Raw genomic sequence first — 14,750 nt, 5'->3', positions numbered from 1 at the left:
TTAAATAGTTCATATCAGCAGATTGGAGCAGGTGATGTTTATAATCGAGGTTGAAGATGTTTTTGAAGTACAAGGCAAAGGTGGAATGATTGCGGGTAGAATTTTGAACAACAGTTCGATACTGAAGGTTGGGGATAACCTCACTAGTTCAGAGGATGGTGGAGTCAGCATTCCCGTAAAACAAATCGAATTGATGAATTACGAAGTAGGCATACAAAATATAAAACATATAGGTATCTTAACCAATGTGTCGGTAACTAGTTTGAAAGAACATGTTGGAAAAAGGCTGTATAAGAAATAGCAAAACAAACAACATCAAGGACGTGACAAGGATGAGAGCATATATACAGGTGAATCAGGATGGCATGTTCTACAATGTGAATGCATTTATTGCTTATGAAGGCTTTGTTTCATTGGGATGGGAGATTGTTAAGTTCAATGATATCCAAGAGGTGAATGAGAAGAATCCAGAACATATTGTTGTAGGTGGAATTGGCAATGTTAGAAAACGTCTTGAGTTATTGGGAATTGAGAGAAAGCAAGGGGAAATAGATTATCCGCCATCCTTATCCCAGTATTATGGTCGTAAAATATGGAGCACAACCATCCAAGACATTTTTGCCAATCCTCAGAATTGGAATGTATTTATTAAACCCAAAGATACAACGAAAAAGTTTGCTGGAAAAGTAGTGAGAGAATACAAAGATTTTATAGGACTTGTTGAAGAAAACGAAGATACGACCATCTGGTGTTCGGAGGTTGTTGACTTCAAAACAGAGTGGCGTTGTTTTATCCGATATGGACAAATTCTTGATATTAGACAGTACAAGGGTGCATGGGATTCCACATTAGATGTAAGTGTAGTGCAACGTGCAGTTAGAGATTTTGTGGATGCGCCTGCTGCCTATGGGATGGATTTTGGTATAGATCCAGATGGAAATATGAAATTGGTTGAGATAAACGATGGGCATTCTCTAGGATCGTATGGGACAAGCTCGTTAAACTATGCGAAATTTCTTGCAGCTCGATGGTCAGAACTGACAGGCACTACGGACGAATTGAGACATATGTAGATGGTAGGTGAAGTGGTCTTGAAGCTTGATACAATCATTCCGATTATCCGGAAGTTGGAAGAAAACAATATCATGTACTCACTTGGTGGCAGTGGCCTACTGTACTATTTGAACCTGGTTGAGTCCATTAACGATTGGGATATCACTGTAGATTGTTCTAAAGAGGAATTATTAAAAGCACTAAACGGCCATGACTGTCTAGAGTTAGAAAGTGGTGATTATCCCTTCGCGAGTCAATATAGGCTGAGTTTTGAGACACAACATATAGACTTTATTGGTGGATTTGCCTTGCATGCAGAAAAAGGAATACTTCAACTACCGCTAGAGCGTTTAGGAGAATGGAACGGAATACACATGGCAAGCCCTGAAGTGTGGTATGTAGCTTATTATCTAATGGGGCGACAATCCAAAGCTGATTTACTTTTACATTATCTTCAGAATAATGCTTGTACAATAAACTATAGTTTAATTGAAGATCTTCTGAAAAGCTTTTCTCTAGGTCAGGAATTGAGACAATCTCTTACTTCGCTTGTTATAGAAGCTAAATCTTATAAGTCATCTGATTGAATTATTTGAAATTTTGCTTTGTTAAGTAGGGGAGTGTTCATGGAACTAATGTCATCAGATGATATCTTAAATGAGATAATAGCCCAGATTGAAATGGTTTATGGCTGGACTACGTATCGTGCAGAACCTAATCATTTTGGATACGCCAATCTAAAATGGAAGTTACATACGGATGCAGGAATACGCTTTGTGAAGCAATATAATGCAGTACGATATTCAGATCAATTGTTGCACTCCGTTGAAACGGCATTAGGATTACAAGATAGATTACAGCAAGCAGGCATTCCGTGCCCTAAGATTTTCTCTGATCAAGGTCGTTATATTCAACGAACTCCATCTGGCGAACGATTCATGGTCACAAGTTATTGTGATGGTTATATGGTAAACCCAGGAGAGGTAAATGTAGATCAAATGTATCATTTAGGTCAAATTACAGGTAGGCTGCATCAATGGCTCCGTTTAAATGCTCCATCCAATTATCCTTTGCATTGGCAACCAGAGTCTAAGGCATCCACGTTAGCGACTTGGGAGAAGAACTGGAATGATGCACATACTGTAGGAGCACATAAGTACATTTCTGCATTAGAGACACAGCGGAAAATTATAGGTGGATTTAACCTCAATACGTTTCAATCGTGTGAAGAGGGTTGGGTTCATTGGGATCTATTTGTAGATAATATTTTGTTCCATTCCAATCAGGTGTCTGCCATTTTGGATTTTGATCGAATGCACTATATCTATCCGGAGTTTGATATTTCGAGAGCTATTCTATCTGGCGCGATATTAGAGAATAACATCAACTTAGAATCAACAAAGGGATTTGTGATGGGATATCGTGAGAGCAGTCCGTTAACTGTGGCAAAACTTATTCGATCTATCCAGTTGACGTGGTGGAAGGAAGCAGCCTGGTTAAGTATTAAGTCGGAAGAATATCGAACCTTACGGAGATTCGCCCATGAATTAATGTGGGTGAGTGATAACTGGTTTGCTCTAGAAGAGATATTGAATGAGATATAGCAGAGCACCACTATGAAAGTAGGTAGAGTATGCACGAGCTACATAAAGAACAGTTTGATCTAGTTCTGCCCTGGCTGGAAGATATTCGAAACAAAGCAGTGTATGCGTTCTCGGTTATTGAACTGATCCAAGAGGGCAGGGTGTTTGTGAATCATTTAGACAATCCGACAGCTTGTTTTATAACGAGTTCAGGTGGCTTCTACGGTTTGGCTGGTAGAGAAGATGATGATCTTTTCAATCAAGCGGTTATTCATTATATGAACAATCCCGCACATCACAACGGATTTTTTGCCTTAGGTGTGTTTACGGATGCCTGGGAAATTGAATTAAGCAAATATACAATACATCATTCGATTCGAATTTCACGATCTTACTTCAGTTTTAATCGGGATAAATTTGTTCATACATATCCAGATACAGATATGCCACGTAATAAAGACTACGACTATATTCCTCTGAATGAACAGATTTCAGAAGAATATAGGGAGCACTTCTATCCATATTACAAGCTAGCCTGGAGTTCCAATGCCCAATTCTGTGATTTTGGAGTAGGGCATTTTCTTAAATATAAACAAGACCTAGTCAGTGTGTGCACATCTCCATACATTGGAGGGGGATTTGCTGAGATTGATATCATTACAATAGAAAGCTTCATGAGAAGAGGTCTTGCAACTTGGATGGGTACTCAGTTTATTAAAGAATGTCTTCACAAACAATTGACACCTAACTGGTGCTGTAATTCAGATAATGTGGAATCTAATCATCTAGCTGCTAAACTATGCTTTGAGAAAATCGATGAGAGACCGATGTATTGGTATCATAACGAGTAATTAGTTACTAAGATTGCGTAACGTTATCCAGAATTGAACTTTTTACGAAGAGAGGCGACTCCATGAATATATACAAAAGAATGGTTATTCTCGTTCTGTTGTTACCATTAATTGGATGTAGCACCTCGAGAACAAATGAAAACGATCTTATGGTTGAACAATATGTCCTTGATCGAGGGTATACGATTGTTCATAATGAGGGCATTGTTCATGAATATATACTAGATAAGAAACAACTCGTGGAGATGCCTTATGTTCAATATTGGAGCGTTCAGGATGTAGATCCCTTAATGTATGTTGGTGAGAAAATTAGCACAAGTAAGTTCGCGGTGTCGGGTCATCCGCTAGATGAGAACAGTGATTATGATAAACCACAAACAACTGTTTATGTTATGAGTTCAGCCACGGGGATCATTGGTGGGTACAGCTATCTGACGCACAGTGAGATGAACGATGGATGGGTATATACCATAGATGGCCAAACGCTTGAGCAGCACACGGGAACATCTTATAGAGCCTGGTTAGAACAATGGCAGGATAAATATAAATAATGTCTAGTAGAGAGAAGGTAAGTAATGAATGAAAGACTACGCCCAGATCGTCAAAGTTTCAGAGGATGAGAAGTCCATACTAAGGCAACTTATCGAATTATATGAATACGATTTCAGTGAATTTAATGGAGCTGATGTGAACGCTCAAGGCTTCTATGGGTATAGCTATCTGGATCATTATTGGACGGAAGAGAAGCGACAAGCGTACTTTGTAAAAGTCGATGGACAATATGCAGGCTTTGTACTGGTTAATGATTTTTGCTATCTAGTTCAGGAAAATGCTAGATCCGTTGCTGAATTTTTTATTATGCGAAAGTACCGTCGAAATGGATTAGGACAACAGGTTGCTAGATTGGTTTTTGATACGCATAAAGGCAATTGGGAAGTCCTTCAGCACGGAAATAATGACGCTGCACAGCACTTCTGGAAACGAGTCATTCATGAATATACGAATGGTGACTATCGTGTTGAGGATGTGAAAACAGAGTATTGGGAAGGTAAAGGTATGGTGTTTAACACATCTGAAGAACAAGTGAAAGGCGACGTATAATATGGGACTCGACTATCGTTATGTGCTGGTTATTCAAGAAAATCAGCAAGCAGAGTTGCTGAAGTATGTCAGTGAACATGGAATTATTAATGGGACAGATTGCTTTTCCATATATTTTAATGTAGATTCTTCTGTTCTGAAATATGTAGAAGGCGGGTTCAGTTGGAAGCCTAAGGATGATCAAGATGAGGTTAAGCATAATTTCAATGCAGATCACCAAGCCACAATAGGTTGTATCTATTATTCTATGGAGAAGTTGGATACGAACTGCAATGAGCTCATCGTTAGTTTCACCGCAGCAACATCGGATATGAGTCTGTTATTTGAAGAATCGAAGGTGGTACAAAAATGGTTTATTACCTTAAGTCATCATCTCGATGCTCGAATCGCTTACTTAAATATGGAATCTGAGGGACACAGAATCCTCTATCTGAATGGCAGTGAAACATGGTTGGAATTTAAGGGTGAAGGTTTCTTTTACATGAAAAAGGAGAACTACCTCAGCATTCTGAATGAGTTTAGTGTTCTTCTCCCGGGTATGCTCCGCTCTTATATAGAAAACAATTACAAGTTTGAAAAGAAGTATTCAGTCGTCATGAGCAAAGATCATGTCGACCAATTGTATCAATATATTGAGCAGCATGGCGATTGGCATCAGGAACAGGATCAACTTGGATTGAAGGTAGATGTAGACTCTACCATACTTAAATATCTGGAAGATGGTCATGGAGAAAGGGAGTATGGTATATCGCAAGGAGTAATCCCCCGTTTCCGCAAAGAACTCGTCTATAAATACATCGATTCCAATCATCAAGTGCAGTTAAGTGCAATTGAATGTACTCAAGAACTCGTACCTGAGGATGAAGAGAACATCGTCGTACATTTTACACCAAAGAAATGGCAAGTGGATCAATTGTTTGAACAATCCCTGTCCATTCGCCAATGGTTTGTAAATCTCAGTCTCGCAGTTTCAGCCAAGATGACTTTCCAAAGTGTATGGCTAGATGGATATGCTCATCGAATCATTGTTTATGAAGGTGAAGAGACGGATGTAGCATTCACAGGACATTACGATCTAGAGGTTGAAACCTTCAGTGGGATTTACAACGCACTGGCTAATGTGATCAAGCATTTCCATGACTAACAGTGACGACAACCAAATAAGATAATGAGTTGGAAGAAGGCGGTGAAGTACTCATTAACAGTCTATTGAATCCAATTAGAGCAGTGAAACCAGCAACAACTAGGCAAAAAGTCGTTTCTATTCTGTACACAATCCTGTTGGCTGTCATTATGGGTTTAGCAGCCAAGCTTGTTGATGCACCAGGAATCAATCCGATATTTGACGATATCGGTGGACGTCTTGGCATATGGGTATTCGTAGCAACGCTGTTATCGGTGTTCAGCTATTCCCCTCGCGTGGCAGCCCTTAAAGCATTATCATTCTTCGGCTCTATGCTTACGGTGTATTATGTTTATACCGTATGGATCCTACACTTCTTTCCAGCAAGGGAAATGCTATTCTGGGGAATTTGTATGTTGATTACTCCGCTATGTGCCTATCTGATGTGGTATGGGCGTGGTCATGGTTTATTTTCAACCATTATTGCTTCTCTTCCGATCACAGTTATATTGTCTGAGGGATATCAATTGCGTTACGCATATCTCCCTATTCACACCCACTACTATTTAACTCCATTTCTAATGGGAATCTATCTGATAATGGTCGCTGTATTACTATTACTCGTTCCAAAGAGTAGAAAGAATAGAGTTTTAATCCTAACTTTGGCTATCATCCTATCCTGTATCATCATTTATTTTAACGTGTTAGGTCGGATATTTGGAGGAATGAACGGATATTTATGAAGAGGGATGATTTTGTTGACCCCAAATATGTTTGCGGCGTATGGTGGAGAATGGACTGTATTGGACTAAAATTTGGGGGATCGGCTATGAGAAAAATCTTCATTATTGGCATTGTAGCTAGTGGCAAAACAACTCTGGCGAAACGTTTATCGAATCAACTCGGTATTCCTTGGTATGAATTAGACAACATTGTTCATCATCACACGTTAGATGGAAGAAACAAGCGTACACCTGAGGAACAAGTTGAAGTTATTTACAATATCGATCGTAGCGGAGATTGGATTTTTGAAGGAGTACACAGGGAGTCATATAGTTGTTTATTGGATATGGCAGACACAATTATATTTCTCGATCCTCCCCTATGGAAGCGGAAAGTTCGAATTTTGACTCGGTATATCAAACAAAACCTGGGTCTGGAGCATTGCGATTATAAACCGGATATAGGCATGCTAAAAATGATGTATACATGGACAAGTGACTTTGAACATGATAGACCAGTGTTTGCAGCGAAGTTGAATCTTTACAGTCATAAAGTTACGAGGGTGACGAATAGTGAGGCATTAAATGATAAGCTGTTTCGAAGTGAAGAAAGAGTAGTAGAAGACAGTGAAGGAGTTACGCATGGATGATCTAAAAGTAAAGGCATATAAGAGTATTTTATTTCAAGCATTGCTGGACATCAGACAGCTTTCTGGATCAATTGTATGGGACGAACAACCCCGAGCAGAAGAGGGAATACAGCAGTCGTTAACGACAAATGTAGTACAACAGACACAGGAAATTTTCCATATTAGCAATGCTTATCACAACTTAGGCGATGCATTGATTAATGATTTAGCCGATTTTAATGAAGAGAATTTTTGGAATCAGATTGATCATTTAAGCAGCACCTTTGCCAGCTTCAAGCATTATAAGTTGTTGTATGAACAATATATGATGAAGAAAAAATGATAGATTAGGAGGTTCCGGTATGCGTAACTTACCCACGGTAACACTTGAGCGGCTGTTATTACGTCCGTTCCAACTGCATGATGCAGATTCCGTTCAACAGTTAGCAGGGGATCCTTACATCGCGGAAATGACACTCTATATCCCTCATCCGTATGAGAATGGTATGGCTGAGGAATGGATTCGCACACATGATAATCAATTTATTGAAGGAAAATCAGTTACATTAGCTATTGTACACAAAGAGGAATCATATCTAATGGGTGCAATAACTATAGCGCTCCATACTAAGTTTAATCACGGTGAACTGGCGTATTGGATTGGTGTTCCATTTATGAATAATGGTTATTGTACAGAAGCGGCCAGAGGCATGATGGCGTATGCGTTTGACGAATTAAAGTTAAAGCGTGTGTACGCTCGTCACCTAGGTAAGAATCCAGCTTCAGGTAAAGTGATGGAGAAATTGGGCATGAAATTTGAAGGATGCTTAAGGCAACATGTTAGAAAGGGAGATGCGTATGAGGATCTCGCATATTATGGTTTACTTCAAGAGGAGTATTTGACCGAAAGGAGATGAATATGAAGCTTTATCATTTTAGCGAAGAATCGGATATTACATTATTTGAACCAAGAACGATTTATAATCAGACGGATGCGAAAGTGTGGACGATTGATGCGTATCATGCTGTACATTACTATTTCCCAAGAGAGTGCCCCAGAGTGTGTGTATGGTCTAAGGAAGATGCGGAAGAACCTATCTTAGCTCGGGGATTTGGAGTAACTTCTACCAAACGTATGATTGCGATTGAATCGGATTGGTATGACCGGGTGCGCGAAGGACACATCTATAGATATACTTTCAATCCTGAGCATTTTGAGCTAGAAAACGAAAATGCAGGTTATTACACTTCGAAATGTACAGTTCGACCAATCGCTGTGGAACGCATGGATGATTTAATCGGTGCAATTTTAAAAGAGGGCATCGAGTTCAGAGTCATGCCTTCACTGATGCCTTTGAAACAAAAAGTGCTGGAGTCGAATGTACAATTTTCGATGATTCGAATGAGAAATGCGAAGGAGTGATTACGATCGTCACTTTTCCAATGATTGAAACGGATCGATTAGTTCTTAGAGAGCTGACAATATCGGACGCTCAAGCGGTGTTCCAACATTTCTCGGATGCAAGCGTTACTCAATTCATGGATATTGAGCCTTGTGTGAGCCTTACTGAAGCAGAAGAGATCATCCAATTTCATATCGCAGATTCAGGTTGTAGATATGGTCTGTTTCTTAAGCTTAACCATGAGTTTGTAGGCACATGTGGGTTCCATTGTTGGGATCAGGGGCAGCCTGCCAAAGCGGAAATTGGCTTCGATTTGACTGCATCCTATTGGGGTCAAGGTCTAATGCATGAAGCGCTGACCGAGGTCGTGAAAATCGGCTTTGATCACATGAAAGTTGATTACATTGAGGCTACGGTGGAGCAAGCAAATGCTCAATCCATTAGACTCCTGCAAAAGATACATTTTCATAAACATGATGAGCTTGTTGACAATCTACTCTATTATACGTTGACCAAGAAAGAAGCAGCAGTTACTTCGTAGCGCACAAATCTAATAAAAAAGGGACAGGTGAATGTTATGGACTCGCCCCAAATCACATTACAACGTATTACGAGAGAAAATGAATTAGCTTGTATAGCTCTCAAACCGCGAGAAGATCAATTATCACTCGTTGCTACTAACGCTGATTCCCTTGTGCATGCGCTGAAGGAGGTTACTTCAATACCTCACGGAATCTATGCAGATGATCTTATGGTCGGGTTTGTCCTATTTGACAACGAAGTGTATTCAGATGGATACTACTGGATCTTGCGGTTGATGATTGACGAGAAATATCAGGGTCGGGGTTATGGGAGAAGTGCGATCAAGCAACTTATTAATCAATTGAAAGATAGAACGGATTGTAGACAAATTAGAGTGTCGCATGTGCCTCACAATACGGTAGCTAATCGCTTATACAAGCAGTGCGGATTTCAAGAAACAGGTGAGTTTGAAGACAATGGAGACATCATTTTGAGCTACTCATTTGAGGTGAATGGATATGGTGATTAGAACAGTTTCGCTATGTCTAATTCGTAAAGGGGATTACATTTTAGTTCAGGAAATCGTTGATCCAGTTGTTAAGCAAACCTTCTACAGACCCATTGGGGGAACCGTAGAGTATGGTGAGAACAGCAAAGATACAATTATCCGAGAAGTACAGGAAGAAATAGATGCGGAGATCGAAGAGCCGAAGTTGCTGTGTGTCATTGAGAATATTTTTGCATACTTAGATGATGTAGGTCATGAAATTGATTTTATATATGAAGCTGAATTGGTCGATCGAAGTTTGTACAACACCAACGAAATTCAAGGCGTAGAAGGGGTTACTTCGTTCAAAGCGGTATGGAAATCGATCCGTGAACTCTCATCACTTACGTCGCATGCACAAGGGAAACTTGTCCCCGATGGGTTGTTAGATTTACTGTTATCGGGTACCTCAGAACCAAGGAATCCAGTTGAACATTATAGAAGTCGCTCAATAAGGAATTAACCAGATCATATACAAATACGTGTTAACTGCAATTTCGACAAAGGCTAACGGTGTATCATATGATATTTAACCAACACAAGTGAATGGGTTTCATATATAATGAAACTGTATTCCAACATACATATACTATCAATCGCGAGGAGCACCACACACATGCCAACCATCTATGATTTTACTGTGACCAAAACGAGTGGGGAACGATTCCCGCTCTATCAATATGAGGGTAAGCCTGTGTTGATCGTAAATACGGCAAGCAAATGTAAGTATACCCATCAGTTTGATGATATGCAGAAGCTGTTTGATCAGTATAAAGATCAGGGTTTACAAATTATCGGTTTTCCTTGCAATCAGTTTGCAGAACAAGAGCCGGGAAGTAGTGCAGAAGCAGAATCCTTCTGTCAGATTAATTATGGTGTGAAGTTCCCGATGTTCTCCAAAATGGACGTGAATGGTGAAGCGGCTCATCCATTGTATGACTTTCTCAAAAAGTCGGGGCCATTTGCAGGTTTTGATGAGACAGATGTGCAGGCGAAGTTGCTGAAGCTAATGGTTTCGGATAAGGCTCCAGAGTGGCTACATGGAGATGCGATCAAATGGAATTTCACTAAATTCCTGATTGATAGCGAGGGACGTGTTGTTAAACGTTTTGAGCCGATTGATTCCATAGCTGATATCCAGACTAGCATTGAGCAACTTCTGTAACTGGACAAGGGGCAGAGTGCGTTATCATTAGTTTGTAGTACATGCTGTTCCATAGAGGCCATGACACGTAACGTATTCATTATATGTGTTCATGGCTTCTGTTCGCTGTAAGGAACCAAAACCTCTCTCCAACAGGAGGTATTATTGATGCCACGAATGATGCAATTTACGAATCCGCTTGAATATAGTTATCGCTCCACCAGTTTATTTAACGTGGGGAAGTCGGATGGATTCCATGCGCACGCTCAGTATGAGATCTATTATTTTCATGCTGGGGAGTGCACATACATCATTGGAGATCGTGTCTATGTGCTAGCGCCGGGAGACTTAGTTCTAATGCATGGCATGACGCTCCACAGACCCCACCCCATTGCGGGTAAGCGCTATGAACGAACGACGCTGCACTTCGATCCTTCAGCAGTTCGTAGCCATCTACATCCGGATCGAATGGATGAAGTGCTCCAGCCTTTTGAACAATTAGGGAATTGCCGAATTAATCTAAAAGGAGAAGTGCGATCAGAGTTTGAACAATTGTTATTGCAGCTTCATCAACTTTCATTGCATACAGGCTCGTTCGTACAGGAACGGTTGAACGTTCGATTGTGTGAACTTTTATATGTTATTGCTGGTATCTGTCAGGGCAACCTGGAAGAGCATCGCCCTTCCTCGGATAAAGAACGACATGTCCAACACATCATTCGATATGTAGACATGCATTATATGCATGATATTAGTCTAGATGATCTGGCGAATGAGCTTCATTTATCGAAGCCATATATGGCGGGTTTGTTCAAGGAAACGACAGGCAGTACGATCTTTAAATATCTGTACGATCGGCGAATCAACCAGGCGAAGGTATTATTTCAATTTCAACCCGGCATTAGTGTAACCGAAGCTGCCCGTCTGTCAGGGTTCAAGCGCTTGTCTCATTTTAGTCGTATCTTCAAACAAAGTGTTGGCTGTGGTCCGGATCTGTACCGCACTCGTCTACATCAGTGATTGTAAAGAAGATACAAGTCATTTTTCAAAATTGAATCATTACATTGGATTAAGGTCGGTCAGCATATGTTGGTCGGCCTTTTTGTGATATCGATACAAAGCTGCAGATACGCCACTCCTTTTGTTTAGAAGACAAGCAGAAAAGGTAAAGAAAGGATAAAGAGAAGATCAGCATCTCAATTCGAAGGAGGCGTTTAGAATGGAAAACAACAAAGTGGGCGATACTACATCATCGAAACAGAAATACACGAGAGACCATCCAGAGCAGTATGCCACCGAGAAGGAAAGTTTGTTCGATAAATATGAAGAGGAACAGACGGTAGATCCGATTCCGATGGAGGATCTGAATATGGAGAAGCAGGAAGAGAAACGCAAGGATCAGACGAAGAGCAATTCGTCCACAGAGGAAAAATACCGCGCAGATTATCGGAAATCGTAAGGTTTTGATGGATGTCATAGCTCGGAGAGTATGCATTGTATTGTAATGAGGGATAACAGCGTTTGTATATTTAGTGAAAATAAAATAGTTTATTGACTAATGTTTGTTACTATATTATAGTTACTAATGTTGGTATAATGAATGACAAATTTAGGAGGCGAATATGTAATGTCTACAACTTTCTTTGACGCATTGAAAAACAGAAGATCTTATTATGGAATCAGTAAAGAATCCACTATCTCGGATGCTAAAATCCAAGAGATCGTAGAAGAAGCGGTGAAATACACGCCAACTTCATTCAACTCACAAACATCCCGCGCAGTGGTATTGCTGGGCGAGCAACATGATAAATTGTGGAATCACACAGAAGAAATTTTGCGTGAGGTTGTAGGTAACGAAGAAGCATTCAAATCTACAGCTGAGAAAATGGCAGGATTCCGTAGCGGTTATGGTACGGTTCTGTTCTTCGAAGACAACAATGTAATCGCACAACTTCAACAGAACTTTGCAGCTTATGCGGATAACTTCCCAATCTGGGCTAACCAATCCAATGGTATGTTGCAACTGGTGATCTGGACAGCATTGGAACAAGAAGGATTGGGCGCTTCTCTGCAACACTACAATCCACTGATCGATGAGAAAGTTAAACAAGAGTGGAATATTCCAGAAAACTGGAGACTGATTGCTCAGATGCCATTTGGTAAACCGACAGCTACACCAGGTGAGAAGGAATTCCAACCGATTGAAGAGCGTGTAAAAGTACACAAATAAGCTACATTACTTTTAGTTGCTTTCAATCCAATTCCCAACATTTAACCACATACGGCCTCGCTTCAATTTGGTACGATGATCTATGATCGTACTCCAATGAAGCGAGGCTTTTTAATGTGATAAATGGAAGAAAGAAATTAACCTATAAACAGATATTTAAGCTGGTATTAAGTGGAGTGGTTCTACTTGGCTCGGTGACGAGTTACAACACTAACGTGGCTCAAGCTGCGAGCGCTACACAGCAATTTCAAGACATCAGCAATAGTTATGCTCGTGTTGCTATTATGAATCTAGTAAATAAGGGAATCGCCGCGGGTACCAACGACCGTACTTTTGAGCCTAAGAAAGCAGTGACCCGAGCTGAGTTTGCCACTTTTGCGGTTAGAGTACTGGGATTGAAACCAGTGAAAAACAATCTGAATCCCTATCAGGATACGAGTTCAAATGCTTGGTATTATGGCAATATCTCTGCGATGACAAACCTTAATATTATGGAAGGGAAGGGTCAGGGGATATTTCAACCTAATGCCAACATTACGAGAGAGGAAGCAGCAACACTACTCGTAAGAATGCTGAAACAACAGGCAGGCTCTACAGGACTACTTCCTTATACTTATGCAGATGCATCTCTTATATCAAGTTGGGCCAAACCTTATGTTCAAGCAGTCTATCAATTAGGTTTAATGCGAGGTAGTGATGGATACTTCCGACCACACGATCAGGTGACTAGAGAAGAAGCGGCAGTTATGCTTGATGCGATTCTGCAGAATAAAGCATGGTCTGAGCAGCTGCAAACACCAGATCAACTGGGGATTCAACTTGGTTGGCAATATGATTCAACGACAGCAGAATTTAAGCAACAGGTGCAACAATCGGAAGTGAACACACTCGTGCCGCGATGGTTCTTCCTGAATAGCAGTATGCAGGTGACTGACCATACCGATTCGACATTGTTAACATGGGCAAGTTCTACGGGGCGGGAGGTGTGGCCTCTTCTGGGGAACCGTTCGAATCCGACACTAACCCATCAGATGTTATCTAGCGCTACGAATCGAGCCAATGTGATATCCCAGGTGGTTGCTTATGTGAAAAAATATGATTTACATGGCATTAATGTGGATTTTGAAAATGTACAGCCTGCTGACCGAGAGGGGTTGACTTCATTTGTCACATCCCTGGCCACATCTCTACATGCTGAAGGTGCTGTTATATCTGTGGATGTGTCCCCTAATCTTGGAACCGATTGGACAGCGGCATTTGATTACGCTAGGTTAGGGGCAGTATCTGATTACATGGTACTGATGGGATATGAAGAGCATTGGAATGGTGACCCCATTGCTGGTTCGGTTGCATCGCTGCCATGGGTAGAACAAGGATTAGAGACCATGCTTACTGACGTTGTACGCTCCAAAGTAATATTGGCACTCCCGCTCTACACACGGGATTGGTCATCACGGAACCCGTCTACAAGTTCATGGGATATTACGCTTGGGGAGCAAGGCATGCGAGCCAAGGCCCAAGGCTCTGTGAGACAATGGAATGCTAGTCTGGCACAGTATGTTATTGGTTATTCAAGTAGCGGTATTCCACGATATATCTGGGCAGAAGATAGCCGTTCTTTAACTGCCAAAGTGAGGATGAGCACAGCAAGGAATATTGCTGGTTTAGCGTACTGGTATATGGGTGGAGAAACCTCAGATGTGTGGAACGCCATTTCAAATGCTAATCGCTTTGAGTTATATGTATTTTAAACATCTAAATTCAACCCAAATGAACCGAGTTACTCGCGGACGGTTTGGGTTGTTTGCTTTGGAACAAACTATAGGTAGGCGTTTGAGTTAG

At 40.8% G+C, this 14,750-nt stretch carries 21 protein-coding genes; all 21 read left to right on the top strand.

Translation table 11 applies throughout. The annotated features are described in order from the left end of the window. Positions 1-34: 34 nt before the first annotated feature. The 21 genes from MH215_RS07040 to MH215_RS06940 all read left to right on the top strand — a co-directional run bounded on the left by MH215_RS07040 (position 35) and on the right by MH215_RS06940 (position 14,659). A complete protein-coding gene (locus MH215_RS07040; protein WP_239289351.1) occupies positions 35-301 on the top strand; it encodes a hypothetical protein in 267 nt (88 codons plus the stop codon). Positions 302-332: 31 nt separating this feature from the next. Next, entirely contained in the window at positions 333-1,073 is a 741-nt protein-coding gene (locus tag MH215_RS07035) for an ATP-grasp domain-containing protein (RefSeq protein WP_239289349.1), read from the top strand. Between the two features lie 18 nt (positions 1,074-1,091). Continuing rightward, on the top strand, positions 1,092-1,640 hold the full coding sequence (locus MH215_RS07030) for a hypothetical protein (protein ID WP_239289347.1): 549 nt from the start codon (positions 1,092-1,094) through the stop codon (positions 1,638-1,640). Positions 1,641-1,679: 39 nt separating this feature from the next. Next, the gene (locus MH215_RS07025) at positions 1,680-2,657 is read left to right on the top strand and encodes a phosphotransferase (RefSeq protein ID WP_239289346.1); all 978 of its coding nucleotides are present in this window, start codon (positions 1,680-1,682) and stop codon (positions 2,655-2,657) included. A 29-nt stretch (positions 2,658-2,686) separates the two neighbouring features. Next, complete coding sequence (locus MH215_RS07020) at positions 2,687-3,487, top strand: GNAT family N-acetyltransferase (protein ID WP_239289345.1); 801 nt, start codon at positions 2,687-2,689, stop codon at positions 3,485-3,487. A 62-nt stretch (positions 3,488-3,549) separates the two neighbouring features. Then, positions 3,550-4,038 (top strand): hypothetical protein, encoded by a 489-nt coding sequence (locus MH215_RS07015; protein ID WP_239289344.1) that lies wholly within the window; start codon positions 3,550-3,552, stop codon positions 4,036-4,038. 28 nt (positions 4,039-4,066) lie between these two features. Continuing rightward, positions 4,067-4,588, top strand: a complete 522-nt coding sequence (locus tag MH215_RS07010) for a GNAT family N-acetyltransferase (RefSeq protein WP_239289343.1) — start codon at positions 4,067-4,069, stop codon at positions 4,586-4,588. 1 nt (position 4,589) lies between these two features. Then, positions 4,590-5,732 carry a hypothetical protein gene (locus MH215_RS07005; RefSeq protein ID WP_239289342.1) on the top strand — a complete coding sequence of 381 codons (1,143 nt, stop codon included), beginning with the start codon at positions 4,590-4,592 and terminating at the stop codon, positions 5,730-5,732. Between the two features lie 29 nt (positions 5,733-5,761). Next, the gene (locus MH215_RS07000; protein WP_239289341.1) at positions 5,762-6,454 is read left to right on the top strand and encodes a hypothetical protein; all 693 of its coding nucleotides are present in this window, start codon (positions 5,762-5,764) and stop codon (positions 6,452-6,454) included. Between the two features lie 86 nt (positions 6,455-6,540). After that, a complete protein-coding gene (locus MH215_RS06995; RefSeq protein WP_239289340.1) occupies positions 6,541-7,083 on the top strand; it encodes a P-loop NTPase family protein in 543 nt (180 codons plus the stop codon). Beyond that, positions 7,076-7,405, top strand: coding sequence for a hypothetical protein (locus MH215_RS06990; protein ID WP_239289339.1), 330 nt, complete (start codon positions 7,076-7,078; stop codon positions 7,403-7,405). Before MH215_RS06995 ends, MH215_RS06990 begins: the two co-directional genes overlap by 8 nt. 19 nt (positions 7,406-7,424) lie before the next feature. Beyond that, positions 7,425-7,979: a GNAT family N-acetyltransferase gene (locus MH215_RS06985; protein WP_239289338.1), complete on the top strand. Its 555-nt coding sequence runs from the start codon at positions 7,425-7,427 to the stop codon at positions 7,977-7,979. Positions 7,980-7,981: 2 nt separating this feature from the next. After that, complete coding sequence (locus tag MH215_RS06980; RefSeq protein WP_239289336.1) at positions 7,982-8,485, top strand: DUF6886 family protein; 504 nt, start codon at positions 7,982-7,984, stop codon at positions 8,483-8,485. Next, complete coding sequence (locus tag MH215_RS06975; RefSeq protein WP_343224531.1) at positions 8,482-9,006, top strand: GNAT family N-acetyltransferase; 525 nt, start codon at positions 8,482-8,484, stop codon at positions 9,004-9,006. Before MH215_RS06980 ends, MH215_RS06975 begins: the two co-directional genes overlap by 4 nt. A 36-nt stretch (positions 9,007-9,042) precedes the next feature. After that, complete coding sequence (locus MH215_RS06970) at positions 9,043-9,516, top strand: GNAT family N-acetyltransferase (protein WP_239289334.1); 474 nt, start codon at positions 9,043-9,045, stop codon at positions 9,514-9,516. Beyond that, on the top strand, positions 9,506-9,997 hold the full coding sequence (locus tag MH215_RS06965) for an NUDIX hydrolase (protein WP_239289333.1): 492 nt from the start codon (positions 9,506-9,508) through the stop codon (positions 9,995-9,997). Before MH215_RS06970 ends, MH215_RS06965 begins: the two co-directional genes overlap by 11 nt. 153 nt (positions 9,998-10,150) lie before the next feature. Continuing rightward, a complete protein-coding gene (locus MH215_RS06960) occupies positions 10,151-10,699 on the top strand; it encodes a glutathione peroxidase (protein WP_239289332.1) in 549 nt (182 codons plus the stop codon). 147 nt (positions 10,700-10,846) lie between these two features. Beyond that, a complete protein-coding gene (locus MH215_RS06955) occupies positions 10,847-11,698 on the top strand; it encodes an AraC family transcriptional regulator (protein WP_239289331.1) in 852 nt (283 codons plus the stop codon). 199 nt (positions 11,699-11,897) lie between these two features. Further along, complete coding sequence (locus tag MH215_RS06950; RefSeq protein ID WP_145048276.1) at positions 11,898-12,137, top strand: hypothetical protein; 240 nt, start codon at positions 11,898-11,900, stop codon at positions 12,135-12,137. Between the two features lie 168 nt (positions 12,138-12,305). Then, positions 12,306-12,908 carry a nitroreductase family protein gene (locus MH215_RS06945; RefSeq protein ID WP_128101566.1) on the top strand — a complete coding sequence of 201 codons (603 nt, stop codon included), beginning with the start codon at positions 12,306-12,308 and terminating at the stop codon, positions 12,906-12,908. Between the two features lie 116 nt (positions 12,909-13,024). Further along, positions 13,025-14,659, top strand: a complete 1,635-nt coding sequence (locus tag MH215_RS06940) for an S-layer homology domain-containing protein (protein WP_239289330.1) — start codon at positions 13,025-13,027, stop codon at positions 14,657-14,659. Positions 14,660-14,750 lie beyond the last annotated feature (91 nt).

It is taken from the genome of Paenibacillus sp. ACRSA (genome assembly GCF_022346845.1).
Classification (GTDB): domain Bacteria; phylum Bacillota; class Bacilli; order Paenibacillales; family Paenibacillaceae; genus Paenibacillus.
Note: the sequence above shows the minus strand (reverse complement) of the source record. Positions and strands in the feature narration are given on the sequence as shown.

What these genes read in the sequence shown, in the direction of transcription:
- MH215_RS07040 (WP_239289351.1), top strand. Translation starts at nt 35, where the DNA reads ATGTTTATAATCGAGGTTGAAGATGTTTTTGAAGTACAAGGCAAAGGT.
- MH215_RS07035 (WP_239289349.1), top strand. Translation starts at nt 333, where the DNA reads ATGAGAGCATATATACAGGTGAATCAGGATGGCATGTTCTACAATGTG.
- MH215_RS07025 (WP_239289346.1), top strand. Translation starts at nt 1,680, where the DNA reads ATGGAACTAATGTCATCAGATGATATCTTAAATGAGATAATAGCCCAG.
- MH215_RS07020 (WP_239289345.1), top strand. Translation starts at nt 2,687, where the DNA reads ATGCACGAGCTACATAAAGAACAGTTTGATCTAGTTCTGCCCTGGCTG.
- MH215_RS07015 (WP_239289344.1), top strand. Translation starts at nt 3,550, where the DNA reads ATGAATATATACAAAAGAATGGTTATTCTCGTTCTGTTGTTACCATTA.
- MH215_RS07010 (WP_239289343.1), top strand. Translation starts at nt 4,067, where the DNA reads ATGAAAGACTACGCCCAGATCGTCAAAGTTTCAGAGGATGAGAAGTCC.
- MH215_RS07005 (WP_239289342.1), top strand. Translation starts at nt 4,590, where the DNA reads ATGGGACTCGACTATCGTTATGTGCTGGTTATTCAAGAAAATCAGCAA.
- MH215_RS06995 (WP_239289340.1), top strand. Translation starts at nt 6,541, where the DNA reads ATGAGAAAAATCTTCATTATTGGCATTGTAGCTAGTGGCAAAACAACT.
- MH215_RS06990 (WP_239289339.1), top strand. Translation starts at nt 7,076, where the DNA reads ATGGATGATCTAAAAGTAAAGGCATATAAGAGTATTTTATTTCAAGCA.
- MH215_RS06985 (WP_239289338.1), top strand. Translation starts at nt 7,425, where the DNA reads ATGCGTAACTTACCCACGGTAACACTTGAGCGGCTGTTATTACGTCCG.
- MH215_RS06980 (WP_239289336.1), top strand. Translation starts at nt 7,982, where the DNA reads ATGAAGCTTTATCATTTTAGCGAAGAATCGGATATTACATTATTTGAA.
- MH215_RS06970 (WP_239289334.1), top strand. Translation starts at nt 9,043, where the DNA reads ATGGACTCGCCCCAAATCACATTACAACGTATTACGAGAGAAAATGAA.
- MH215_RS06965 (WP_239289333.1), top strand. Translation starts at nt 9,506, where the DNA reads ATGGTGATTAGAACAGTTTCGCTATGTCTAATTCGTAAAGGGGATTAC.
- MH215_RS06960 (WP_239289332.1), top strand. Translation starts at nt 10,151, where the DNA reads ATGCCAACCATCTATGATTTTACTGTGACCAAAACGAGTGGGGAACGA.
- MH215_RS06955 (WP_239289331.1), top strand. Translation starts at nt 10,847, where the DNA reads ATGCCACGAATGATGCAATTTACGAATCCGCTTGAATATAGTTATCGC.
- MH215_RS06950 (WP_145048276.1), top strand. Translation starts at nt 11,898, where the DNA reads ATGGAAAACAACAAAGTGGGCGATACTACATCATCGAAACAGAAATAC.
- MH215_RS06945 (WP_128101566.1), top strand. Translation starts at nt 12,306, where the DNA reads ATGTCTACAACTTTCTTTGACGCATTGAAAAACAGAAGATCTTATTAT.